Consider the following 22,500-nt stretch of genomic DNA (forward strand, 5'->3'; position numbering starts at 1 on the left):
CTCCTTACGCCTGATTGTGTCCGTTTGCCGCCTGGTCATCGATCCGGGCGAGGCTCTCGGCCCGACCCAGCAATGCCAGCACGTCGAATATCCCCGGGGAGGTCGTCTGCCCGGTCAACGCTGCGCGTAAAGGTTGCGCCAGCTTGCCGAGGCCGAGACCCTGTTGTTCCGCCAGACTCTTGAGGTCTGTTTCCAGACTGTCCGTAGTCCAGACGTCGCTATCGCGCAAACGATCCGCAATTTCGCGCAGCAGGGTGCGCGCGGTGTCATCGAGCAGAGTGGCCGCCTTCTCGCTGAGCGGCAAGGGACGCTGCACGAACAGGAACCTGGCCCCGTCCGCCAGTTCCGCCACGTCCTTGGCCCGCGGCTTCAATACCGGCATGGCAGATGTCAGCAGGTCAAGCCCCGCCTCTCCGCCGGCATCGCTGCCAAGCTGGGGTGCCACCAGTTGCGCCAGCCGGGCGTCGCCGGCTTCGCGGATGTAGTGGCCGTTCATGTTCTGCAGCTTTTTAAGGTCGAAGCGGCTCGGGCTGCGGCCGACATTGGCCAGGTCGAACAGCGCAACCGCTTCGTCCCGCGTGAACTGTTCCTTGTCGCCGTGGCCCCAGCCGAGGCGCAGCAGATAGTTGAACAGTGCTTCGGGCAGGATGCCGAGCTCATCCCGATAGGCGTCCACGCCGGTGGCGCCGTGACGCTTGGACATCTTGGCGCCATCACTGCCGTGGATCAGCGGAATATGGGCATAGACCGGATCGGGCCAGCCGCCTTCGATCTGGTCCATCGCGCGCATGATCGGCAGCTGCCGGAAAGCGTTGTTCAGGTGGTCGTCGCCGCGGATCACATGGGTCACGCCCATGTCGTGGTCATCCACCACCACCGCCAGCATGTAGGTCGGCGTGCCGTCGGCGCGCAGCAGCACGAAGTCGTCCAGCTCCGCATTGCGGACAGTGACCTGGCCTTGCACGGCATCCTCGATCACGGTCTCGCCATCCTGCGGCGCCTTCAGGCGTACCACGAACGGCGCACCTTCCGGCGCCTCTGCCGGGTCACGGTCGCGCCAGCGGCCGTCATAGCGCAGAGGCTGCTTCGCGGCGCGCTGCTCGGCCCGCATCTGCTCCAGCTCTTCAGTCGTGGCGTAGCAGCGGTAGGCATGACCATTGTCGAGCAGGCGCTGCGCCACCTCGGCATGGCGCGAGGCACGTTCGGACTGGAACACGGTCTCGCCATCGAAGGACAGGCCCAGCCAGTCGAGACCGTCCAGGATGGCGGCAATCGCTTCGGGCGTGGAGCGCTTCAGATCGGTATCCTCGATCCGCAGCAGCGCCTTGCCGCCATGGTGGTGGGCGAACAGCCAGTTGAACAGCGCGGTACGCGCACCGCCAATGTGCAGGAAGCCTGTCGGCGATGGTGCGAAACGCGTCACCACCGGTCGGGCGGATCCGCTCTGCGTCACACTCCCGCTTGCCATCCGCGCCTCTGTCCTTTCCAACCCGTTCTCATGGCAATTCCGCAATGGCCCGCGATTCCGATGATCGGTGACGATGCCGTTGCTGCGTTGCAGCACCCGCATTGGCGAAAGCGGCTGCGCTTGTCCAGCATGGCGGAAGATGGTGTCTCCGGTGCGGACCGTTTCCTGGCCGGAGCAGGGTTTGACCGTGCGCCCTGGCTGGCGGTGGCGCTGGTTGCCGGGATCGCCTGCTGGTTTGCCGGACCGGACCCCGGCTGGTGGGTGGCGGCGATCGCCGGCGGCCTGCTGCTGGCGTGTGGCGCCGCCGCCTTGTGGCGCGGGCGTGTCGATCGCTTTCACCTGCTGTCCGCCTGCGTGGCGCTCGGGCTGGTTTTTGCTGGTGGTGTGACGCTGATCTGGCTCAGGTCGGAAGCGGTCGGCACACCGGCGCTGTCCCGACCCGTCGCCCGGCCGCTGAGCGGCCGCATTATCGAGCGTATCGAGCAGCCGGCCGAAGGACGCATCCGGCTGGTGCTGGCGACGCGCGAGCGGGAGACCGGCCGGGCAGTGAAAGTCCGCGTGAACCTGCCGCTGAAGGATGACGCGGCGGAACTGGTCGAGGGCGCGCTGATCCGGCTGGATGCACGTCTGATGCCGCCAGGGTCGCCGATGGTACCGGGAGGCTATGATTTCGCGCGCACGGCCTGGTTTCAGGGCCTCGCCGCGACGGGTGCCGCCAGCGGGCCGGTAACAGTGCTGCAACCTGCGCCCCGGAATGGCGTCCTCGCCAGAACGCAGCGCAACCTGGCCGACCATGTGCGGGCGCAGCTGAGCGGATCGTCCGGCGCCATCGCCGCCGCCCTGGCCAGCGGCGATCGTGGCGCGATCGCGCCGACGGACGAGGAGGCGATGCGCGATGCGGGGCTGACGCATCTGCTGTCGATCAGCGGGCTGCATGTCAGTGCGCTGATGGGTGCGGCTTACCTCCTTGCGTTGCGGCTGCTGGCCTTGTCCCCGTGGCTGGCCTTGCGGGTGAGACTGCCTTTGCTGGCGGCGACGACCGGGGCGCTGGCGGGTGTCGGCTATACCTTGCTGACCGGGGCGGAAGTGCCGACGGTGCGCAGCTGCCTTGGTGCGGTGCTGGTGCTGTGCGCGCTGGCGCTGGGGCGTGAGCCGTTGAGTCTGCGGATGTTGGCGGTGGCAGCGATGCTGGTGCTGCTCATCTGGCCCGAATCAGTGATCGGCCCAAGCTTCCAGCTGAGCTTCGCCGCCGTCATCGCCATCGTTGCCCTGCATGACAGCGCCCCGGTGCGCGCGTTCCTCGCTCCGCGTGACGAGGCTGGCTGGCAGCGATCGGGACGGCGGCTGGTCATGCTGCTCGCAAGCGGGCTGGTGATCGAGTGGGCGCTGATGCCGGTGGTCCTGTTCCACTTCCACCGGGCCGGCATCTATGGCGCATTCGCAAACGTCGTTGCCATCCCTTTGGTAACGTTCGTTTCCATGCCGCTGATCGCCTTGGCGCTGCTGCTCGATCTGGCAGGGCTGGGTGCGCCGCTGTGGTGGCTGGCAGGCCGATCGTTAGACCTGATGCTGGCGCTGGCGCATTTCACCGCAGGCCAGCCGAATGCCGTCCACCTGCTGCCGCAGATGGGCGACGGTACCTTCGCGCTGTTCGTCGCTGGCGGGCTGTGGCTGGCGCTATGGCATGGCCGCGTCCGCCTGCTAGGCCTGCTGCCGATCGCTGCTGCCACGATCCTGTTGCTGACGACCCCGGTGCCGGACCTGCTGGTGACAGGCGATGGCCGGCATGTCGCAATCAGCGGAGAGGGCGACCGGCTGCTGGTGTTGCGTCCCTTGCGGGAGGGTTTCGCACGCGAGGTGCTGGGCGAACTGGCGGCCAACGGTGGAGAGCCGCTGCCGCTGAACGACTGGCCTGGCGCCCGGTGCAGCATCGATTTCTGCACGATCGACCTGTTGCGGGATGGACGGCGCTGGCGCGTGTTGATGAGCCGCACCCGGCGGCTGGTGGATGCCGGTGAACTGGCAATCGCTTGCGCCACCGCCGACATCGTGGTCGCAGACCGCCGCCTGCCGCGTACCTGCGTGCCCCGCTGGCTCAAGGCCGACCGCTGGAGCCTGGCGCGCACAGGCGGTCTGGCGATCACCTTGGGCCGCACCGCGGAGGTGGCTGCCGTCGCCGACAGCCAGGGCGGACATGGCTGGTGGCGCGGCTGGCGCGACTAGGGCAGGCGGTCCAGCAGACCCTGGGCGAAGCTGGTCAGCGTGTCGTCACGAGCGCCCATCACGATGATGCGGTCGCCCGGCTCCGCAATGGCCAGGATGCGGTCGCCGCAGGCTTCGCGCGTCGATACATGTTCCGCGTGGGCGCCCAAGGCGTTGATGCGCGATACCACCTGCTCGGTCCCCTGACTGCGATCGACGGTACCGCCGTAATAGACCGGGTCGCACATGATGGTCCGGTCGTCCGGCCCCAGTTCGTGCGCGAAGGTCGCGGCGAGTTCCTGCCCCATCTGGCGCAACGGGCCATACCCGTGCGGCTGGAAGAACGCGATCACGCGGCCCGGATGCGCCTTCAACGTACGCAGGGTGGCGGCGCACTTTTCCGGATTGTGGCCGAAATCGTCGATCACGGTAATGCCGGCTGGACTGGTGCCCAGCACATCGAACCTGCGGGCCAGGCCGGCAAAGCTGCCCAGCGCCAGCGTCGCCTCGTGCACGGGCACGCCCGCCGCCGCGGCACCGGCGATGGCGGCCAGCGCATTGGACAGATTGTGTCGGCCTGGGACCTGCAGCCGCAGGGCATGCGCGACGTCCTCCCGCCGGTCGACCACGAGCGCCGCGATACCGTCGGAACTGTCCTCGATCGTGCCCGGTTCGATGCCGATTGTGGCGGCCGGATTGTCGATGCCGAAGGTCAGCGCACTCGCGACCCGATCGGCCAGCCAGGAAACCTCCTCGTCATCGATGTTGAGCACAGCCACCCCTGCGCGGCCGACGAAATTGCCAAACAGAACACGCAGTTCCTCGATGCTCTTGTGATCGAGGCTTACATTCAGCAGCACCGCGACGGCGGCATCGTAGAGGGCGATGGATCCGTCGCTTTCGTCCACCTCCGCCACGAAGGCGTCTCCCGTGCCGGCGATGGCGCTGGCGAACGGCAGGCCGGGCAGCACGAAGTTCTTCATCACCGCGCCGTTCACGATCGTCGGGTTGCGACCGGTCGCCTGCATGATCCAGCCGAGCATGCCGGTGACGGTGCTCTTGCCGCTGGTGCCACCCACCGCGATGCCGCGCGGCGCCGCGTTGAACAAGGTCGACAGCAATTGCGCCCGGCTCATGCGCGGGCAGCCGAGGGCTGCGGCACGGACGATCTCGGGCACGCTGTCCTCGATCGCGGCGCTGGCGACCAGCACCTGCGCGGCGCTGGTGATGCCCGACCCGTCTTGCGGGAACAGCCCGAAGCCGAGCGCGGCCAGCCAGTTCCGCTTGGCTTCCGCACGCCCCTGATCGAAGCTGCGGTCGGAGCCGGCGACCTGTGCCCCCTGCGACCGCAGGATCAGCGCCAGCGGCAGCATACCCGATCCGCCGATGCCGCAGAAGAACCAGGGCTGGGCGGTAAGGTCGGAAGGGGGCGTGTCGGTCATGCGGCATGGGCTATGCACTGGCAGTGGACTTTGCAACCACGGCGGCTAACGCTCTGGCCATGACCCGCATCGCGATCTGCGCGCCTGCCCGGCCGATCACGCGGGCCATCGCCGACGCCGTCACCGCGCTGGCCACGATGGCGGTGCCCCGGGCCGAGCTGTCGTTCCATCCGCAATGCTTCGTGGAGCAGGGGCACTTCGCCGGGGACGACGCGACCCGGCTGGGCGCGCTGCTGCAATGCGCGGATGATCCCGCCTTCGAAGCGGTATGGATCGCGCGCGGCGGCTATGGCTCCAACCGCATTGCCGCGGGAGCCGTCGCGGCAATGGGACCAGCGGCGCGCGAGAAGGCGTTCCTCGGCTACTCCGATGGCGGTTACCTGCTGGCGGAATTGTATCGCGCGGGGATCGGGCGGCCGGCGCATGGCCCGATGCCGGTCGATTGCGGCAAGCCCGGCGGGGAGGAAGCGGTCCGGCGTGCGCTGGGCTGGCTGTGCGGCGATGACGTGCCTGACATGCTCGAGCCGTCGCTGGACCGGCAGCCCGCTGTCGCGTTCAATCTCACCACGCTGGCGATGCTGGCGGGCACGCCGCTGATGCCAAAACTTGCCGGTCATGTCGTGATGGTGGAGGAAGTGGCCGAGCATCTGTATGCGATCGACCGGTTGTTCTTCACGCTCATGCCACATCTGACGGGGATTGCCGGCCTGCGGCTGGGGCGGGTCAGCGCCGTGCCGGAGAACGATCGCCCGTTCGGCGTCACGGCAGAGCAGATCGCGCGCGAGTGGTGCCGGCGGGCGGGCGTGCCGTTCCTCGGCCCGGCCGATATCGGGCATGATGCCGCGAACCGCGTTGTCCCCTTCGGCCTTGCATCGCCGCCGCCCGCACCATAACGGCGCCCGCCACGGATGCGGCCAGCGCAGAAGGAGAGGCAGATCATGAGTGCATTCCTGTTCCCCGGTCAGGGCAGCCAGAAGATCGGGATGGGCCGCGAACTGGCGGACGCCAGCACCGCCGCGCGCGCGGTGTTCCAGGAAGTGGACGACGCGCTGGGCCAGAACCTGTCGCGCATCATGTTCGATGGGCCGGAAGATCAGCTGACCCTTACGGAAAATGCGCAGCCTGCGATCATGGCGCATGCCATCGCCGTGCTGCGCGTGCTGGAGGTGGAGGGCGGCTTCAGCCTGCAGGCACGGGGCGAGTGCGTCGCCGGCCACTCGCTGGGCGAATATACTGCTCTGTGTGCTGTGGGCGCCTTCACCCTGGCGGATACGGCGCGGCTGCTGAAGCTGCGTGGGCAGGCGATGCAGGCGGCAGTGCCGGTGGGCGAGGGCGCGATGTGCGCGCTGCTCGGCGCCGATCTCGACAAGGCGACCGCGCTGGCGGAGGCGGCCGCGGCCGAGCCGCTGGAGAACGGCAAGCCGGCCCTGTGCCAGGTCGCCAACGACAATGATCCGGGGCAGGTCGTGCTGTCCGGCCATCGCGCCGCGATCGAGCGGGCGGTGGCCATGGTGAAGGATCACGGGATCAAGCGCGGCGTGCTGCTGCCGGTGTCGGCCCCGTTTCATTGCGATCTGATGGCACCGGCGGCCGATGCCATGGCCGAGGCGCTGGAGCGTACGCCGCCCGCGCCCATGCTGCTGCCCATCTATGCCAATGTCACCGCCGCGCTGGTGAGCGATCCCGCCGCCGAGCGCGAGCTGCTGGTCCGGCAGGTCACCGGCCGGGTCCGCTGGCGCGAAAGCGTGCTGGCCATGGGCGAAGCGGGCGTCGAACGCTTCGTGGAACTGGGCGGCAAGGTCGTCGGCCCCATGGTAGGCCGCACGCTGCCGGATGCCACCGTCACCAGCGTGGTGACGATGGCCGACATAGAAACCTTCGCCAAGACCCTCTGACAAGGAGCACCAGCATGTTCGATCTTACCGGAATGACCGCCCTCGTCACCGGCGCCAGCGGCGGCATCGGCTCGGCCGTGGCGCGGGCGCTTGCCGCCAATGGCGCGCGGCTGGCGCTCAGCGGCAGCAACCCTGCCAAGCTGCGCGCCTTCCGCGAGGAGCTGAACGCCGCGCATCCGCCACGCGAGGCGGAGGATCACGTGGAGATCACCTGCAACCTGTCCGACACGAAGCAGGTCGAGGAGCTGGTGCCCGCCGCGCTGGATACGTTCGGCAAGCTGGACATCCTGGTCAACAATGCCGGCATCACCCGCGACAACCTCGCCATGCGGATGAAGGACGAGGAGTGGGACGAGGTGATCCGCATCAACCTGGAGGCGGCGTTCCGCCTGATGCGCACCGCATCGCGGCCGATGATGAAGGCGCGGTTCGGGCGGATCATCTCCGTCACATCCATCGTCGGCACCACCGGCAATCCCGGCCAGATGAACTACGCCGCGGCCAAGGCCGGGCTGACCGGCATGAGCAAGAGCCTTGCAGCGGAGCTCGCCGCCCGGGGCGTGACGGTGAACTGCGTCGCGCCCGGCTTCATCCGCACCGCCATGACCGATGCGCTGCCCGATGCGCAGAAGGCCAAGCTGGCCGAGCGGATCCCGATGGGCCGGATGGGCGAGGGCGAGGAGATCGGCGCTGCCGTGGCATACCTTGCCAGCCGCGAGGCTTGCTATGTCACCGGGCAGACGCTGCATGTGAATGGCGGCATGGCGATGATCTGACCGGTCGCGCGGTCCTGTTATCCCCAGCCTATGCGCGTCGCGTGCCATTCCGGCTTGCCGCCACATGCGCCCGCGTTAAGGATGGAGGCCGTCTTTTATGGGCTGCGGCAGGTGCATCGCCCGGCCTGAGAGGGGTTGAAGTCACGTCATGAAGGCCAGAATCGAACGCGCGAAACTGCTTCGCTGCCTGTCCCATGTCCAATCGGTGGTGGAGCGGCGCAACACGATCCCGATCCTGTCCAACGTCCTGATCGAGGCGGCAGGCGACGGCACGGTCAAGATCATGGCCACCGATCTGGACCTGCAGGTGGTCGAAAGCGTGCAGGCGAATGCAGTGGAAAGCGGCGGCGCGATCACCGTGTCGGCGCACCTGCTGTTCGACATCGCCCGCAAGCTGCCCGATGGTGCCGAGGTCAGCCTGGAAACGGCGGACAACCGCATGACCGTGAAGGCCGGGCGCAGCCGCTTCCAGCTGCCGACCCTGCCGCGTGACGATTTTCCGTCCATCGTGGAAGGCGACCTGCCGACCAGTTTCGAACTGCCGGCCAAGCAGCTGGCCGAACTGATCGACCGGACCCGGTTCGCGATCTCCACCGAGGAGACGCGTTACTACCTGAACGGCATCTTCCTGCATGTCAGCGATGATGGCGGCAGCGGCGGTCCGCTGCTGCGGGCGGCGGCCACGGACGGCCACCGGCTGGCCCGCTTCACCCTGCCGCGGCCTGACGGCGCGGAAGGGATGCCGGACGTGATCGTCCCGCGCAAATGCGTGGCCGAGCTGCGCAAGCTGCTGGAAGAAGCGCTGGAGCACAATGTCGAGATCGACCTGTCCGCCAGCAAGATCCGCTTCACTTTGGGTGGTGAGGGCGGGGTGATCCTGACCAGCAAGCTGATCGACGGCACCTTCCCCGATTACAGCCGCGTGATCCCGACCGCCAATGACAAGCTGCTGAAGATCGATCCCAGGTCCTTCTACGAAGGCGTGGATCGCGTGGCGACCATTGCGACGGAGAAGACGCGTGCGGTGAAGATGGGCCTCGACACGGACCGGGTGACCCTGTCCGTCACCAGCCCGGACAATGGCACGGCCGCCGAAGAGGTGCCCGCCAGCTACACCGCGCAGAGCCTGGAGATCGGCTTCAACGCCAATTACCTGAAGGACATCCTGGGGCAGATCGACGGCGATACGGTGGAGATGCATCTTGCCGACCCGAACGCTCCCACGCTGATCCGGCAGGACGAGAAGTCGCCGGCGCTGTACGTGCTGATGCCGATGCGGGTGTAGGCCGGCTGGCGGTCTGTCGCCGCACGCTTGTATTGCTTCCACGTCCACCCGGGCATCAGGCCGCGCGCCTGCAGATCACCCGCGCCACGCTGGTGATCGCGGCTGCGCGGAAGAAAAGCCGCTTGCCTCAGGCACATAACAGGAGGACCATGTGTCGACCTGTTGTTTTCCGGAGGAGAATGTCGTGGAAAGGCAAGTCAACCAGCGGGACGTGCACTTCGAACTGGTGAATGTCGGCCTGCGTGCGCAAGCGACCGCCGCCGGGTTCGTGCAATTGTGCAAGGAGCTGCGGCAGGCAGGCAGCCTGGATGATCCGGCGATTGACCGGATCAAGACCGCCATCGCCGAAGAAGTCGCACTGACCTGCCCCCGCTCGATCCCGCGGACACAATTCCGTAACGACGTCTACAACCGCCTGGATGCCCTGTTTGCAGGCGAGGAAGCGGTCGGGGATGCGGATGCGCTGCGCTTCGCCGCCACGGGAGAGCGCTGATCCTGCAGGCAGATCGCCGCCCGCTCGTGGAGCGGGCACCCTGCCGGTTCGTGCTGGTGAAAAGTGGCTCCCCGAGTAGGATTCGAACCTACGGCCATTCGATTAACAGTCGAATGCTCTACCGCTGAGCTATCGGGGAGCAGCCCGTTGCCGGGCAGGGGTGCGCAATATGAAGGGTGGCGGCCTTTGGCAACACCCTTTTTTGCCCATCGTTGGCTAATGGGCGAATTGTTCCGCCACGATCCGCTCGTCCAGTGCGTGGCCGGGGTCGAACAGCAGCGTCATTTCCCGTTCCCGGGCGATGGCCAGCCGCACCTCGGCGATGTTGCGCAGCTCCGTCTGGTCCGCGACGGCGGAAACGGGGCGCTTGTCGGGCTCCAGCACCCGGAACGTCACCCGGCTGCGATCGGGCAGAATAGCACCCTTCCAGCGGCGGGGCCGGAATGGGCTGATCGGCGTCAGCGCCAGCATCTGCGAATCCAGCGGCAGGATCGGGCCGCTGGCGGAGAAATTGTAGGCCGTGGACCCGACAGGTGTCGCCAGCAGCACCCCGTCACCCGCCAGTTCCGCGATCCGCACCCGTCCGTTGACGCTGATCTCGATCTTGGCGGTCTGACGGGTCTCGCGCAGCAGCGACAGTTCGTTGATGGCATAGACACAATGGGTATCGCCCCCTTGCATCACCGCCTCGACCGCGAGCGGGGAGACGGCGATGCTGCGGGCATGGTGCAGCCGTTCGATGATGTTCATGGACCGGTGATACCGGTTCATCAGGAAGCCGACCGTGCCGGCATTCACGCCATAGACGGGGCGGACGCGCCCGGTGCGGATCATGTGGTGCAACGCATCCAGCATAGTGCCGTCGCCCCCGATCACGACGACGATGTCGGCCTCCTCCAGCGCGCACCATTCGGCTGTGCCGCGTACCACCGCGGCAACCTCCTGCCCCCGCGGGGTAGGCGAGGCGAACAGCGCCAGGCGGCGCGGCGGCGGGGCGCTTTCGCGCTCTTTGTCTCCCATGGACACAACCCTATCTCGCCAGTGTCGTTTTGCAACGCACCATACTATGCTGGCCACAATGCGTGCCGGGTTGCGGCATGGCATGTGGACACAGACTGCCATGGTACGCGCGGAACGAGACAGATTGACCGGCCTGATCGGTCCGGATGCCGCGCGCAGGCGCCTGTCCGAATGGCAGGAGGCCGCGGTCGAGCTGTCCGATCGTGCAGCACCGGTCCATGCCATGCTGCTGCGGTTCCGTCGCTTCTCGTCCGTCAACCTGGCCTATGGCATCGCGGCGGGTGATCGGACGCTGGCGCGTATCGCCGCCCGGCTGACCGACTTTGCGGAGCGGCACTGCCAGCCCGATCACCTGCTGGCGCGGATCAGCGGCGGCAGCTTCCTGCTGGCGGTGCACGGCCTGATGGGGCGCGAACAATGGCAGGCGCTGGCGGAAGACATCGCTCTGATCATGGCCGAACCGATCGTGGATGCGGGCGGCGGCACGGTCCGCCTGTGGCCGCGCATCGCCCTGTTGCGCAGCCGGTCCGACATGACCCCGGACCTGATCCTTGGGCGCCTCGCCAACACGCTGGACCGCGCACGGGAACAGCCGGCGCGACGGCTGCTGTGGGCCGACGGAGTAATGGCCTTGGCCGAACCGCTGGCCCGGCAGCTGGAGGCCGATCTGCTGCACGCGCTGGACCGGGACGAGATCGAGGTGCTGTTCCAGCCGCAATACAGTTCCGCCGATCGCCGGCTGGTCGGGGCGGAGGCGCTGGCACGGTGGCGTCATCCCGAACTGGGCCGGCTGGGCGCGATCGACCTGTTCGCAATTGCCGAGCGGACCGACCACGTCGCCCCGTTGTCCCGTCACCTGGCCAAGATGGCGCTGGCGACGGCTGCCCGCTGGCCCGATCACCTGCGGCTGTCGCTGAACATCACGGCAGACGAACTGGCGTCTTCCGATTTTTCCGAGCGGTTGCACGCCATGCTGGCGCAAAGCGGCCTCACGCCGGATCGGCTGACGGTGGAGATCACCGAACAGTTGCTGGTGTCGGACCTCGACGGATCGGCGACGCAATTGCAGCAGCTGGCGGGCAGCGGCGTGCGGGTCGCGCTGGACGATTTCGGCGCCGGCTTCTGCAACTTCCGCTACCTGAAGCTGCTGCCGATCCATTACCTGAAGCTGGATCGCAGCATGGTAGAAGGGATCGTGGAGGATGCCCGCGATCTGGCGGTGCTGCGCGGGATCGTCGCCATGGCCAAGGCACTGGACCTGATCGTGGTGGCCGAAGGGATCGAGACGGAGGCGCAGCGGGCTGCGGTGGCGAACGAGGGGTGCGCCATCTGGCAGGGCTTCCTGGGTGCGCCGCCGTTGACGGCGGATGCGTTTGCCGAGTTGGCCGACGCCTGACCTGCTGCGTAAATCGGCGCCGCGGCGCGCGCCAGACGCAGTCTGGGTGCCGGCGTGATGCCGACTGTAAGGCAGAGATGACGGGCGGTACGGGCGACATGTTCGAGTCGCCGAACTGCCTGCTGAACGAAACGATTCATCGTCGACTCGTGCTGGAGAGCATGGCTGAAGCATTGAAGAGCCGATAAACCGGAACCTGTGGTTGGTTGAGCTGCGGCAGGATTGGTCGGTAGGGCCTACTCCGGGTTGAGAGCAGTGAAACGAAGCCCAGCGTTACAATCGTTGCCGGAGAGTGTGGGTGCCCCACCGTGCCAGCCTGACGACTGCCGAGATGACGAGAAACCAGAAGCTGAACGTTGCGATGAACGGGCCCGGACGGAAGGTGTCCTCGAGCCCGATATGATGCGGAACCGAAGTGCCGGGATCATCGGCCAGGAAAGGCGCCGGCCAACCTGCGACTTTGCGTGAACGCCAGTTCGCCTCAAGAGGGCCTTCGAGGCCGTACATGGCCCGCTCGTCCGTCGCGGGGCTGATCCAGGCGGTGGCGAGCGAGGCCACCAGTGCCAAGACAATTGTTGCAGCTACAATACGCATCAGGGTTCCGAACTTCTGTGAAAGGTAGCATGCAAGCGTTATCATCATAGGGGCACGGGCGTCAGCACGACCGATATTCTGGCTAAGTGCCGGCGCTCACAGAGGTGGAGATGCGCGGCCGTGTCGCGGTCAGACCAAGTGGCGTCCTCATCGTTGCGCAGCGCACCGATGCAGGCCCGGTGTCGCCACAGCCCGGGGCAGGGCCGTTCGAGGTCACGGAAGCGCGACGTCTGTTGAAAGGCGAAGTTGCCGCGTGGCGGCGGGGATCATCACAGAGCCGCAACTTGCCGAACTGGACGATACATTGGCGACGATGTCAGATCCTGGCATCAGCCCGGAAGCGCGCGAATGTGCCGATCGCGGCTTCCACACTGCGCTGGCCAGGATCACCGGCAATGACGTGCTGGTGTCCATGGTCGAGAACCTGTGGGACATGCGCTATAATTCACCGCTATGCGCCTACTTCTTCCAGCGCGCACGTGAGCACGGGATCGAACCGCCGGCGGATCAGCATCGGATCATCATCGCCGCCTTGCGTGACCGCGACCCCGAACGTGCGCGCGTCGCCATGTGCGAGCATCTGGCCAAGGTAACGGAAAGCCTGCTGATTGCGACGGAGGAAAATGCCCGCGAGCGTCAGCGCCTGAAGCTTGTCGAACGAGGAAGCGATTTCGCCAGGCGCGCCCGGCCACTGCGCTAAGGCAGCAAGAGCAGCGGCATCGCCCGTGCGATGTGCTCCTAAGCTGCTGCTGGAGGAGCAGGCTATCGGCAGGCGACCGGCGCCGCTCCACCCAATACGGGCGCAGCTTCCGGCGAGAGCTCGTTTTTTACGGCGGTTGCGATTGCCGATGCCGGACGATCGCCAGGGTGGCGGGATGAGGCGGTCGATCACCATCGCGTCAATCCGGCGGACTCGATCCATGCGGACCGGCTATCCGGCGGGCGGACGGTAGCGAATGCGCGGAACGGGACCAATTCACGACTAAAGCTCGCTACGGCATCGTCGCACCGACGAGCACAATGTCCACGATCGTCTTAAGCGTCTCCTGGCGTGAGCGTAAGCGGCTGATGCGGTTCAGCCGCCAAGCGCGTGGGCGAGACCCTGTTCAACACCGCGGATCTCCGCCAGGCCTTTCATCCGGCCAAGCAGGGAATAACCCGGGTTCACGACCTTACCCAGATCGTCCAGCATCTGGTGCCCATGGTCTGGCCTCATCGGCAGTGACCGGCCGGTGCGCTGCTGCAGATGATGCACCTGGGCAATGATCTCCACCATGCCGGCGCTGCCTTCCAGGTGCGCGGCTTCGTGGAAGGCGCCATCGCTCTCGCGTTGTACGGAGCGCAGATGCAGGAAGCCGATGCGTGTCCCCATCCGCTCGATCATGCCGGATAGATCGTTGTCCGCCCGCACGCCAAGCGATCCGCTGCAGAAGCATAGCCCGTTCGACGGGCTGGGCACACGATCGAACAGATGCTGAATGTCGGCTTCGGTGCTGACGACACGCGGCAGGCCAAAGATGGGAAAGGGCGGATCGTCCGGGTGTACCACAAGCTGGATGCCGGCCGCCTCCGCCGTCGGGCAGACCGCTTCCAGGAAGGCAATGTGGTGTTCGCGCAGCCTGTCCGCGTCCACTGTATCATAAGTGGCGATGGCACGGCGGAACCCGTCATCGCTGAAGCTTTCTTCGCTCCCCGGCAGTCCCGCCAGGATGGTACCGGACAGGGCAGTTATCCCAGCATCGTCCATCTCGGCAAAACGGCGGGCAGCGGCTTCGCGGATGGCGGGATTGTAATCCTCCATCGCACGATCGCGCTGGAGGATGTGGATGTCGTAGGCGGCGACCGCGACCAGGTCGAACCGCAAGGCCAGGGCGCCGTCCGGCATCGCCCACGCCAGATCCGTGCGGGTCCAGTCCAGCAAGGGCATGAAGTTGTAAGTGACGGTGGTGATGCCGCAGGCCGCCAGATTGCGCAGGGTGGTGCAATATGCCTCGATGCAACCTTGACGATCCGGCCCGCCGGTCTTGATGCTTTCATGCACCGGCACGCTTTCAACCACAGTCCAGTCCAGGCCGGCTTCGGCAATCATCCGCTTGCGCTGTTCGATGGCGGCAAGCGGCCATGCCTTGCCATTGGGAACTTCGTGCAGCGCCGTCACCACGCCGGTCGCACCTGCCTGACGGATGTGAGCCAGCGGAACCGGATCCGCAGGGCCAAACCAGCGAAGCGTAGAAATCATCCGAGGCAAAATTCACTCCCGAAGAGCCGTAATGAGGTGTGCAGGGTTGCAGCAACTAGCAGGCCTTCTCTCCGCTGGCTAGGCCAGCCTGTGGATTGGTAAGGCCTTCTTCGTCAGTGTGGTGGCGCACCGGCTTGCATCGGCGGTTCAATTGCGTAGACCGGCCTGACCACCGGTCGGCGTTCGTCCGACCGCAGGAGGATAGCCGATGACGTTGTTTCGCCTCATGTGCCTGGCTCTGCTTGCCTGCGGGCTGCTCCCGCGCGTGGCCCTCGGGCAGGAGACGCGCCCGCCTGTGCTGCTGACTGCGGCTGCCAGCCGTGAAAGCCAGCCGCTGTCAGGTCAGTGGACGTATGGCAAGGACCTGTATCGCACCGGGCTGACCGACATCAATGGTTGGGTCGCCAAGTCGCGCATGCAGCGTTTCCGCGACATCGATGTTGAGGCAGAAGAGGCGAAGGGCGGTGCCGGCTTCTTCGAGTTCGATCTCGATCGCGGGCCGCTGATGACCATTCCCGGTGCCTGGAACGCGGCCGAGCCGGAGCTGCGCTATTATGACGGACTAATCTGGTTCCAGCGCAAGTTCACGCCTCGCCCGCTGGACGGTGACCGCGCATTCCTGCGTTTCGAAGCGGTCAATTATCGCGCGCATGTCTATCTGAATGGGCAGGAGGTCGGTCGGCACAAGGGTGGGTTCACCCCCTTCGTGGTAGAGGTGACCGAGGCCCTGCGCAGCGGCGAGAACCGGCTGGTCGTGGCCGTCGATTCCGCACTCGATGCGCAAACCATTCCCACGCCGATCACCGACTGGGACCTGCACGGCGGCATCACGCGGCCGGTGACGCTGGTCTACACGCCCGCTACCTTCATTGATGACGCGACCCTGTCGCTTGGCACCGATGGCCGGGTCACGGGCGAGGTCCGGCTGACCGGGCCGCAAGCGGCCGGACAGCGAGTGGAGATCGCGATCGGCTCGCTGGGTACGTACTCCGCAACCACCGACGCGGACGGGCGCGCTGCGATCAACATCCGCCGCCTGCGCGGCCTCGCGCTGTGGTCTCCGGACACGCCGACGCTGTACGATGTCACGTTCCGGGCTGCGGGGGACCAAGTCCGGGATCGCATGGGGTTCCGCACGATCGCGGTGCGCGGCAGCGAGATCCTGCTGAATGGGCAGCCGATCTTCCTGCGGGGCATGTCGCTTCACGAGGAGGAGTTCGGACCCAATCCGGCGCGCAACATGACGCCGCAGGCATCGCGCGCGCTGCTGACGGAGATCAAGGAGGGTCTGAACGCGAACTATGTGCGCCTGTCCCACTATCCCCATTCGGAAGAAACTGTGCGGTTGGCGGATGAGATGGGCCTGCTCGTATGGAGCGAGATCCCCGTCTACTGGACGGTCGATTGGGAGAACCCGGAGGTATTGCAGAAGGCCCTGACCATGCAGACCGAGGCGATCCTGCGTGATCGCAACCGAGCCTCCATTGTCCTGTGGAGCATCGGCAACGAAACGCCTGTATCCGGTCCGCGTACCGCCTTCCACAGTGCCCTGGCCGACAATGCGCGTGCGCTCGATCCCACCCGGCTGATCAGCGCGGCCCTGCTGGTGGAGCGCCGCGAGGAGAATGGCGAGGTAGTGACGGCGATCAACGATCCATTGGCCGACAAGCTGGATGTGCTGGCGGTCAACACCTATGCCGGATGGTATGGTGATGACGCGCTGGAGGCGGTCGCAGGCCTGAAGTGGAGCGTGCCGGCGGATCGTCCGCTGATCCTGTCCGAGTTCGGCGCTGACGCCCTGGCGGGCTACCACGATCCGGACATGCGGAAGTTCTCGGAAGAGTATCAAGCGGCCTATTACCGCAGCACGCTGGCCATGGCGGATCAGATCGGCACCCTGCGCGGCATGTCTCCGTGGATCCTGAAGGACTTCCGCTCTCCGCGGCGGGAGCATCCAGTGTTTCAGAATGGCTGGAACCGGAAGGGCCTGGTATCCGAAACCGGAGTTCGCAAGCAGGCATTCGACGTGCTGGCTGAGTATTATGCGGCGCGGAGCGACGCGCAGGACTGAGCGGAAGCGGCGGGATCCTGCGAGACGAGCATTGCCACTGGTCTGGCAAAATTGTTACTGGATCTCGTATCTGGTAAACCGTGGATTGACAGACACGCGATAAGTTCAGATATCGGCCTGACCAATCTGTCGGGAAGGCAGATGTGTCGGGGAATGCCATGATCAGCAAGCAGGCGCTTTATGCCACCACTGCCCTCTTCTGCCTGACGGCGGGAGCCGCGCATGCTCAGGAGAGCCCCGCCAGCGAACCGGCGCGGACCCCCGGTACGGTCGCCCCGCCGGTGGAAGAAGGCGGGGCCGAGATCGTCGTTACCGGCGTGCGCCGCAGCCTGGAAGACGCGCTCAATACCAAGCGCAACGCCACCGAAGTGGTCGACTCCCTGTCGTCCGAAGGGGTGGGCAAGCTGCCTGACCTGAACCTGGCGGAAGCGTTGCAGCGCGTACCCGGCGTGCAGATCAATCGCAGCGCGCTGCGGCGGCTGGGTTCCGTGTCAATCCGTGGCCTGCCCGGCGGGTTCGTCGCCACGCAGCTGAACGGGCAGCCGCTCAGCTCGCCGAACGTGACTGGCTTCAACTTCGGCGCGGTGCGGTCCGAGGCGTTCAGCCGGATCGACGTGATCAAGGCGCAGGGCGCTGATCGCTACAGCGGGGGCGTGGCCGGCGTTGTCGATCTGCGGACCGGCGATCCCCTGTCGAGCCGGGATTCGCTGACGATCACGGTCGACAATTCCTACGAGGAACTGGCGGACGGGTTCGCGCCCGGCGCGGCCGTTGCGCTCAATCAGGAGATCCTGGACGACACGCTGGCCGTGCGCATTGCTGGCGGGTGGAAGCGGCTGAACTTCCGCGATGACGAGGTGCAGATCAACGCCTATGACCGCACCGCCGGCGCCGCGACGCCGACCGACAGTTCGGATGATGTGCTGGTCCCGCGACAGGTACGGCTCAACACCAATATCGCGACCGGCGACGCCTACTCCCTGTCCGGCGCGGTGGAATACCGGCCTGAGCCCGAGCTCACGATCCGCCTGGGCGGGTTCTACAGCATGTATGCGCCCGACATCTACAACACCAACTTCGCCGTGGAATCGCAGGCTGCATCCTCGCGCACGCAGTCCAACCCGATCGACACCGACGACTTCGGCCGCACGTTCACCTCCGTGCGGTTCGACGATCCGTGGGTTCGCGTGGACAGCCGCGAGCTGGAGGATCGTTTCACCACGCAGGCCTACAATGCGGAAGTCGCGTGGGATGATGGCGACTGGACGGTGAATGCCATTGGCCACTTCACCCGCGGCGACCGCTCCCGCGAGACGCGGTTCTTCTATGCGGTGCAGAACCCCCTCGCCGGGGCAGCCTCCAACGGATATTCGCTGCTGGTCGACACTGGCGGCGGCAACATCCGCGACTTTACCTACGACCTGATCCAGCCCCGGACCTTCGTGGTCGACCTGCAGCAGCCCTTCAGCGCGCCGACGCTTGCCTCGCCCCGCTCGGTCAACGGGCTGGCATCAGTCGGGCAGCAGTTCCAGGCCGAAGGGACGGACGAGGAAGAAGGCGAGAAGGAATATGTCGCCCGCTTCGATGTCGGCCGACGGATCGAATGGGGTCCGTTGCAGGCCATCAAGGCTGGCACCTTCTATCGTTGGGCCAAGCAGCAGCAGCGGTTTGCCAACACCACCTTGTTCGGGACCAACCTGGCCGGCCTGTCGAACAGCGCGTATGATTTCAGCTCGATCCGCGGCAAGACCGACTTCTATTACGGGCAACTGGGCAGCTTCGATCCGGCGGACCGGCCCGAGATGGACACCAAGCTGCTCGACCGGCTGCTGGCACCCGCGCCGAACCTTGCGGCACTGCCGAACAGCTATGTCGGGCCCTACGGCTATCTCTACCAGCGCATGCCCTCGCTCAGCTTCGACAACCGGCAGGAGATCTATGGCGGGTACGGGATGGTCGAGCTGGATGGTGACCTGGCACCTCTGCTCCGGCTGCGCGGCAATGCCGGCGTCCGGTACGAGCGAACGAGCCGTTCCACCATCTCTGCCCAGCAGCCCCCCGCGATCAACTTCTCGTTCGACAACTGGTTGCCTTCGGTCAACCTGGCGCTGGAATATGACGACCAGCTGATCCTGCGCGGATCGTACACCCATACGATGCGTCGGCCGGAGGTCGACAGCTTCGCCGTCGGCAACGGGCGGTCCTTCGCCAGCAACTCCGTACAGATCTCCCTCGGGGCGAACGAGCTGCGTCCGTTCATTTCCAAGAATATCGATCTTGGCATCGAGTGGTACAATCGCAGCGGCAGCGTGCTGTCCGCCAGTTATTTCCACAAGAAGGTGACCGATTATGCCGCGGCGCAGGTGCTGTGCCCCGAAGATGGCGGCAGCTTCGGCTTCGGCCCGCTGTCCAACGTCAGCGGCCTGTGCCGCACGACCACGCCGCGCGGTGCGGACGGGCTGTTCCCGGACCTGCCTGTGGGCACGCTGGTTGCCATCAGCCAGATCGCGAACCAGGACGAGTTCACCCTGAAGGGCTTCGAAGTCACCGCGCAGCAGAACCTCGATTTCCTACCCGCGCCGTGGGACGGTTTCGGCGGTCAGATGAACTACACCAACGTGCAGTTCGAGACAGAATCGACCTTCCGCATCAGCGAGATCTCTCGCCACACGGTCAACGCGATCCTGTACTATGAGACGCCGCGCTTCGGCGTGCGCGCAGCCTACAACTACCGCAGCGGGTATTTTCTGGCATCAGGTGGCACGTTCACCGGTGCGGACCGCTTGGTGGAACCGCGCCCGCAGCTCGATCTGTCGGGTCAGTTCAATGTCTCGGACAAGCTGACGTTCACGGCCGAGGCGTTCAACGTCACCAACGAGGATCTCATCGAGTACGAAGGCACGTCGGAACGTGTGCGGAGCTATCGCAGCTTCGGTCGGACCTACACGCTGGGCGCACGCTACAGCTTCTGAGTTGGGGAAGAGGGCGGAGGCACAAGCGCCCGGGACGGGAGGCGAGAGAACTTTGCAGGTCGCAACATGGAGCTGACACGCAAGTCAGCCTGAGCCGAAGCCGGACACAGATCCGGCAACGTCGTTGACCGACATCAGGAGAGGATAACAATGTCTCAGTCCCATTGGCTCGCGATTGCGGGCGTGCCGGTGCTCGCCGTCGGCGCATTGACCGCAGGCCAGCAATCCGGCCTGCTGAACCTGTCCGTTCCGTTGCCCGCCAGGCTGGCGTCGAACGCCGCGGAGGGAGGCGCGAGCGCCGCACAGGCAGGTGACCTGCCGGCCAGGATCATGGAACATCTTGATCGCGGCGTGGTCGCCGTACGGCGGAACTCCAGCGAGATGCTGGTGACCTGGCGCATTCTGGGCCTCGATCCGGCGGATGTCGCGTTCAACCTGTACCGCTCGTTCGACAACGGTCAGCTGCAGCTGCTGAACAGCACACCGATCAGCGGCGTCAGCAACTTCCTCGATACTACCGCTGCACGTGGGGAGGGGACCTATACCTATGTCGTCCGGCCGGTGGTGAACGGGGCGGAGCAGACGGAAAGCCTGCCCTTCGCCATCAATGCCAACGGGCCCACGCATCCCGTCGTGCGCATCCCGATCGCCCCGCCGCCGGCGGAGGGCTACACGACGAGCTTCGTCTGGGTCGGCGATCTGGATGGCGATGGGGAGTATGACTACGTCATCGATCGCAAGGCGCCGGAGGTGCCGAACACCAACGGCGACCTGGGTGCCGGCCCGCAATATGTGGAGGCGTATCGCCGCGATGGCACCAGGCTGTGGCAGATCGACCTGGGCCCCGGCAGCCGCAACATCTACAACATCAGCCCCGGGCCGAGCACGATCAGTGTCGGCATGTATGACGGTGTCACCGTCTATGACCTGGACGGGGACGGTCGGTCGGAGGTCGTCCTCAAGGTGGCTGACGGGGTCCGCTTTCCCGACGGCACGACCTTCCGGGATGCCGATCCGACCCAGCAGCACGTCGCCGTGCTGGACGGCATGACGGGCCAGCCACGGGCGACGCGCCGGTTCCCCGCGTTCTTCTACGATCAGGCGGGTGATTTCGGCACGCAGCTCGGCATCGGTTACGGCGACGGCACCCCGTCGATCTATTTCTGGGGCCGCAACCGCAATGCTGACAAGTCGTTCAACGACATCTTCGCCAGTTGGAGCTGGAAGGGCGGATCGCAGATCACCGAGAACTGGGTGCTGCCGCTGAAGCAGGAAGGCTATTCGGGCGGCAACCCGGATGGCACGCAGCAGGAAGCATCGCACCAGATGCGGATCATCGATGTCGATGGCGATGGCAAGGACGAGGTCGCGACCGGCAATTTCATGCTGAACGGCGACGGCACGCTGCGCTACATCCTGCCCGGCGTGAACCATGGCGACCGGTTCTATATCGGCAAGTTCAGCCCGGATCACACCGACTTCCGCGGCTATGGCGTGCAGCAGAACAATCCCAGCGGCATGCGGGAATATTATTATGACGCCACGGCCGGCAAGGTGCTGTGGAGTTTCGGCGTGCCGAACACCGTCACCGATATCGGCCGCGGCATGGTGGGCGACTATGACCCGCGATTCCCCGGCTACGAGGTCTGGGCGTTCGACGGCTTGCGCAATGGCGAGTCCGGCCAGCTGGTGGAACCGAACACCAGCCTGCGTCCCTGGCCGCACAACATGATCTGGTGGGATGGCGATATTCTGGGCGAGAACCTGAACGACTTCAAGATCGAGAAATGGGATCCGCTGAACCCCCGGGCGACCGGTTCGTTGCAGCGACTGGTCAGCATGACCAGTTCCACCTTCGGCTCCCCCCGCCTGTCTGGGCGCGATCCGATGTTCATCGGCGACATCATGGGCGACTGGCGCACGGAAGTCGTGCTGATGGGCAACAACTGGGACGAAATCGTCGTCTTCACCACCAACCAGCCGACCAATATCGGCCTGTACACGATGGCGCATAACCCGGCCTACCGAAACCACATGACCATCAAGGGCTACCTGCAATCGCCGCTGACCGACTACTATCTCGGCACGGGCATGGCGGCACCGGCCCGGCCGAACATCCGCTATGCCGGCGCGTTCGATCTGCCGATGTCGGGCGGCAATGGCGGGCGGGTGGACAACATGCGCCAGCTCACCGACGCGGCCGGCATCCTGCAGGGCAATGGCGGCGCGTCCGACCAGTTGGCGGGCACCGCCAGCAATGACTGGTTGCAAGGCCATGCGGCGTGGAACCTGTACAATGGTGGCATGGGCGCGGACGTGTTCATGATCAACGCGGCGTCCGCTCGTGCTGCCGGTGCGCCGCAGGGCCAGAACCTCGCCTACCATAGCCAGCTGGCGGTGATCGGCGACTTTGAGGGCGCAGGCGCGGCCGGCGGCGATGTGCTGGCGCTCACCGGCTTCCGGCGCGGCAGCCTGGCCTTGTACCAGACCGCGCGGGCGGGCCGGGGTAGTGCCTTGGTGTACTACTACACGGTCACCGACACCGCCGGGCACGTCTACAGCCTGCAGGTGACATCGCAATCGGGGCAGCCGTTGGGTGCAGGAGACTTCATCTTCCGTTGAGCATCGAGCGGTGGCGTCTGGACAG

The 22,500-nt window shown here is 66.0% G+C and carries 16 protein-coding genes and 1 tRNA gene; 11 read left to right on the plus strand and 6 right to left on the minus strand.

Features of this window, described 5'->3' with window-relative positions:
* Positions 1–4: 4 nt before the first annotated feature.
* Positions 5–1,468 carry a glutamate--tRNA ligase gene (gltX, locus tag PK98_RS03960; protein ID WP_200884967.1) on the minus strand — a complete coding sequence of 488 codons (1,464 nt, stop codon included), beginning with the start codon at positions 1,466–1,468 and terminating at the stop codon, positions 5–7.
* A gap of 30 nt (positions 1,469–1,498) precedes the next feature.
* Between gltX and PK98_RS03965 the strand changes: the two genes are divergently transcribed.
* Positions 1,499–3,691 carry a ComEC/Rec2 family competence protein gene (locus PK98_RS03965; protein ID WP_052207999.1) on the plus strand — a complete coding sequence of 731 codons (2,193 nt, stop codon included), beginning with the start codon at positions 1,499–1,501 and terminating at the stop codon, positions 3,689–3,691.
* Here the strand turns inward: PK98_RS03965 and PK98_RS03970 are convergent.
* Positions 3,688–5,112, minus strand: a complete 1,425-nt coding sequence (locus PK98_RS03970) for a glutamate ligase domain-containing protein (protein WP_039094451.1) — start codon at positions 5,110–5,112, stop codon at positions 3,688–3,690. The two genes, PK98_RS03965 and PK98_RS03970, sit on opposite strands and share 4 nt — an antisense overlap.
* Before the next feature lie 59 nt (positions 5,113–5,171).
* On the opposite strand from PK98_RS03970, the gene PK98_RS03975 reads away from it, so the two are divergent.
* The 5 genes from PK98_RS03975 to PK98_RS03995 all read left to right on the plus strand — a co-directional run bounded on the left by PK98_RS03975 (position 5,172) and on the right by PK98_RS03995 (position 9,561).
* Entirely contained in the window at positions 5,172–6,005 is an 834-nt protein-coding gene (locus PK98_RS03975) for an LD-carboxypeptidase (protein WP_039096212.1), read from the plus strand.
* A 45-nt stretch (positions 6,006–6,050) separates the two neighbouring features.
* Entirely contained in the window at positions 6,051–7,007 is a 957-nt protein-coding gene (locus PK98_RS03980; RefSeq protein ID WP_039094454.1) for an ACP S-malonyltransferase, read from the plus strand.
* A 14-nt stretch (positions 7,008–7,021) separates the two neighbouring features.
* Positions 7,022–7,783 carry a 3-oxoacyl-[acyl-carrier-protein] reductase gene (fabG, locus tag PK98_RS03985; protein ID WP_039094455.1) on the plus strand — a complete coding sequence of 254 codons (762 nt, stop codon included), beginning with the start codon at positions 7,022–7,024 and terminating at the stop codon, positions 7,781–7,783.
* A gap of 148 nt (positions 7,784–7,931) precedes the next feature.
* Complete coding sequence (gene dnaN, locus PK98_RS03990) at positions 7,932–9,068, plus strand: DNA polymerase III subunit beta (RefSeq protein ID WP_039094457.1); 1,137 nt, start codon at positions 7,932–7,934, stop codon at positions 9,066–9,068.
* A gap of 184 nt (positions 9,069–9,252) precedes the next feature.
* Entirely contained in the window at positions 9,253–9,561 is a 309-nt protein-coding gene (locus tag PK98_RS03995) for a hypothetical protein (RefSeq protein ID WP_039094459.1), read from the plus strand.
* 64 nt (positions 9,562–9,625) lie between these two features.
* Here PK98_RS03995 and PK98_RS04000 read toward each other — a convergent pair.
* Positions 9,626–9,700, minus strand: a tRNA-Asn gene (locus tag PK98_RS04000).
* Positions 9,701–9,777: 77 nt separating this feature from the next.
* Complete coding sequence (locus PK98_RS04005) at positions 9,778–10,581, minus strand: NAD kinase (RefSeq protein ID WP_039094461.1); 804 nt, start codon at positions 10,579–10,581, stop codon at positions 9,778–9,780.
* A gap of 82 nt (positions 10,582–10,663) precedes the next feature.
* Between PK98_RS04005 and PK98_RS04010 the strand changes: the two genes are divergently transcribed.
* Positions 10,664–11,977 (plus strand): bifunctional diguanylate cyclase/phosphodiesterase, encoded by a 1,314-nt coding sequence (locus PK98_RS04010; RefSeq protein ID WP_052208001.1) that lies wholly within the window; start codon positions 10,664–10,666, stop codon positions 11,975–11,977.
* 273 nt (positions 11,978–12,250) lie between these two features.
* Here the strand turns inward: PK98_RS04010 and PK98_RS04015 are convergent, their stop codons facing one another.
* Positions 12,251–12,571 carry a hypothetical protein gene (locus PK98_RS04015; RefSeq protein ID WP_152608527.1) on the minus strand — a complete coding sequence of 107 codons (321 nt, stop codon included), beginning with the start codon at positions 12,569–12,571 and terminating at the stop codon, positions 12,251–12,253.
* 73 nt (positions 12,572–12,644) lie between these two features.
* Here PK98_RS04015 and PK98_RS04020 point away from each other — a divergent pair, with 73 nt between their 5' ends.
* Positions 12,645–13,271, plus strand: a complete 627-nt coding sequence (locus PK98_RS04020) for a FadR/GntR family transcriptional regulator (RefSeq protein WP_268745939.1) — start codon at positions 12,645–12,647, stop codon at positions 13,269–13,271.
* 375 nt (positions 13,272–13,646) lie between these two features.
* Here PK98_RS04020 and uxuA read toward each other — a convergent pair whose 3' ends face one another.
* Positions 13,647–14,810: a mannonate dehydratase gene (uxuA, locus tag PK98_RS04025; RefSeq protein WP_039094465.1), complete on the minus strand. Its 1,164-nt coding sequence runs from the start codon at positions 14,808–14,810 to the stop codon at positions 13,647–13,649.
* 208 nt (positions 14,811–15,018) lie between these two features.
* Between uxuA and PK98_RS04030 the strand changes: the two genes are divergently transcribed.
* From PK98_RS04030 to PK98_RS04040, 3 genes are all read left to right on the plus strand, one after another.
* Complete coding sequence (locus PK98_RS04030; protein WP_081996029.1) at positions 15,019–16,881, plus strand: glycoside hydrolase family 2 protein; 1,863 nt, start codon at positions 15,019–15,021, stop codon at positions 16,879–16,881.
* A gap of 158 nt (positions 16,882–17,039) precedes the next feature.
* Positions 17,040–19,853: a TonB-dependent receptor gene (locus PK98_RS04035; protein WP_039094469.1), complete on the plus strand. Its 2,814-nt coding sequence runs from the start codon at positions 17,040–17,042 to the stop codon at positions 19,851–19,853.
* A 150-nt stretch (positions 19,854–20,003) separates the two neighbouring features.
* Positions 20,004–22,475: a rhamnogalacturonan lyase family protein gene (locus PK98_RS04040; RefSeq protein WP_152608528.1), complete on the plus strand. Its 2,472-nt coding sequence runs from the start codon at positions 20,004–20,006 to the stop codon at positions 22,473–22,475.
* The last annotated feature ends 25 nt before the right edge of the window (positions 22,476–22,500 follow it).

Source organism: Croceibacterium mercuriale, assembly GCF_000802385.1.
Classification (GTDB): domain Bacteria; phylum Pseudomonadota; class Alphaproteobacteria; order Sphingomonadales; family Sphingomonadaceae; genus Croceibacterium; species Croceibacterium mercuriale.

What these genes read in the sequence shown, in the direction of transcription:
- PK98_RS03980 (WP_039094454.1), top strand. Translation starts at nt 6,051, where the DNA reads ATGAGTGCATTCCTGTTCCCCGGTCAGGGCAGCCAGAAGATCGGGATG.
- PK98_RS04015 (WP_152608527.1), bottom strand. Translation starts at nt 12,571, where the DNA reads ATGCGTATTGTAGCTGCAACAATTGTCTTGGCACTGGTGGCCTCGCTC.
- uxuA (WP_039094465.1), bottom strand. Translation starts at nt 14,810, where the DNA reads ATGATTTCTACGCTTCGCTGGTTTGGCCCTGCGGATCCGGTTCCGCTG.
- dnaN (WP_039094457.1), top strand. Translation starts at nt 7,932, where the DNA reads ATGAAGGCCAGAATCGAACGCGCGAAACTGCTTCGCTGCCTGTCCCAT.
- PK98_RS04040 (WP_152608528.1), top strand. Translation starts at nt 20,004, where the DNA reads ATGTCTCAGTCCCATTGGCTCGCGATTGCGGGCGTGCCGGTGCTCGCC.
- PK98_RS03970 (WP_039094451.1), bottom strand. Translation starts at nt 5,112, where the DNA reads ATGACCGACACGCCCCCTTCCGACCTTACCGCCCAGCCCTGGTTCTTC.
- PK98_RS03965 (WP_052207999.1), top strand. Translation starts at nt 1,499, where the DNA reads ATGGCAATTCCGCAATGGCCCGCGATTCCGATGATCGGTGACGATGCC.
- gltX (WP_200884967.1), bottom strand. Translation starts at nt 1,468, where the DNA reads ATGGCAAGCGGGAGTGTGACGCAGAGCGGATCCGCCCGACCGGTGGTG.
- fabG (WP_039094455.1), top strand. Translation starts at nt 7,022, where the DNA reads ATGTTCGATCTTACCGGAATGACCGCCCTCGTCACCGGCGCCAGCGGC.
- PK98_RS04035 (WP_039094469.1), top strand. Translation starts at nt 17,040, where the DNA reads ATGATCAGCAAGCAGGCGCTTTATGCCACCACTGCCCTCTTCTGCCTG.
- PK98_RS04005 (WP_039094461.1), bottom strand. Translation starts at nt 10,581, where the DNA reads ATGGGAGACAAAGAGCGCGAAAGCGCCCCGCCGCCGCGCCGCCTGGCG.
- PK98_RS03975 (WP_039096212.1), top strand. Translation starts at nt 5,172, where the DNA reads ATGACCCGCATCGCGATCTGCGCGCCTGCCCGGCCGATCACGCGGGCC.
- PK98_RS04030 (WP_081996029.1), top strand. Translation starts at nt 15,019, where the DNA reads ATGACGTTGTTTCGCCTCATGTGCCTGGCTCTGCTTGCCTGCGGGCTG.
- PK98_RS04010 (WP_052208001.1), top strand. Translation starts at nt 10,664, where the DNA reads ATGTGGACACAGACTGCCATGGTACGCGCGGAACGAGACAGATTGACC.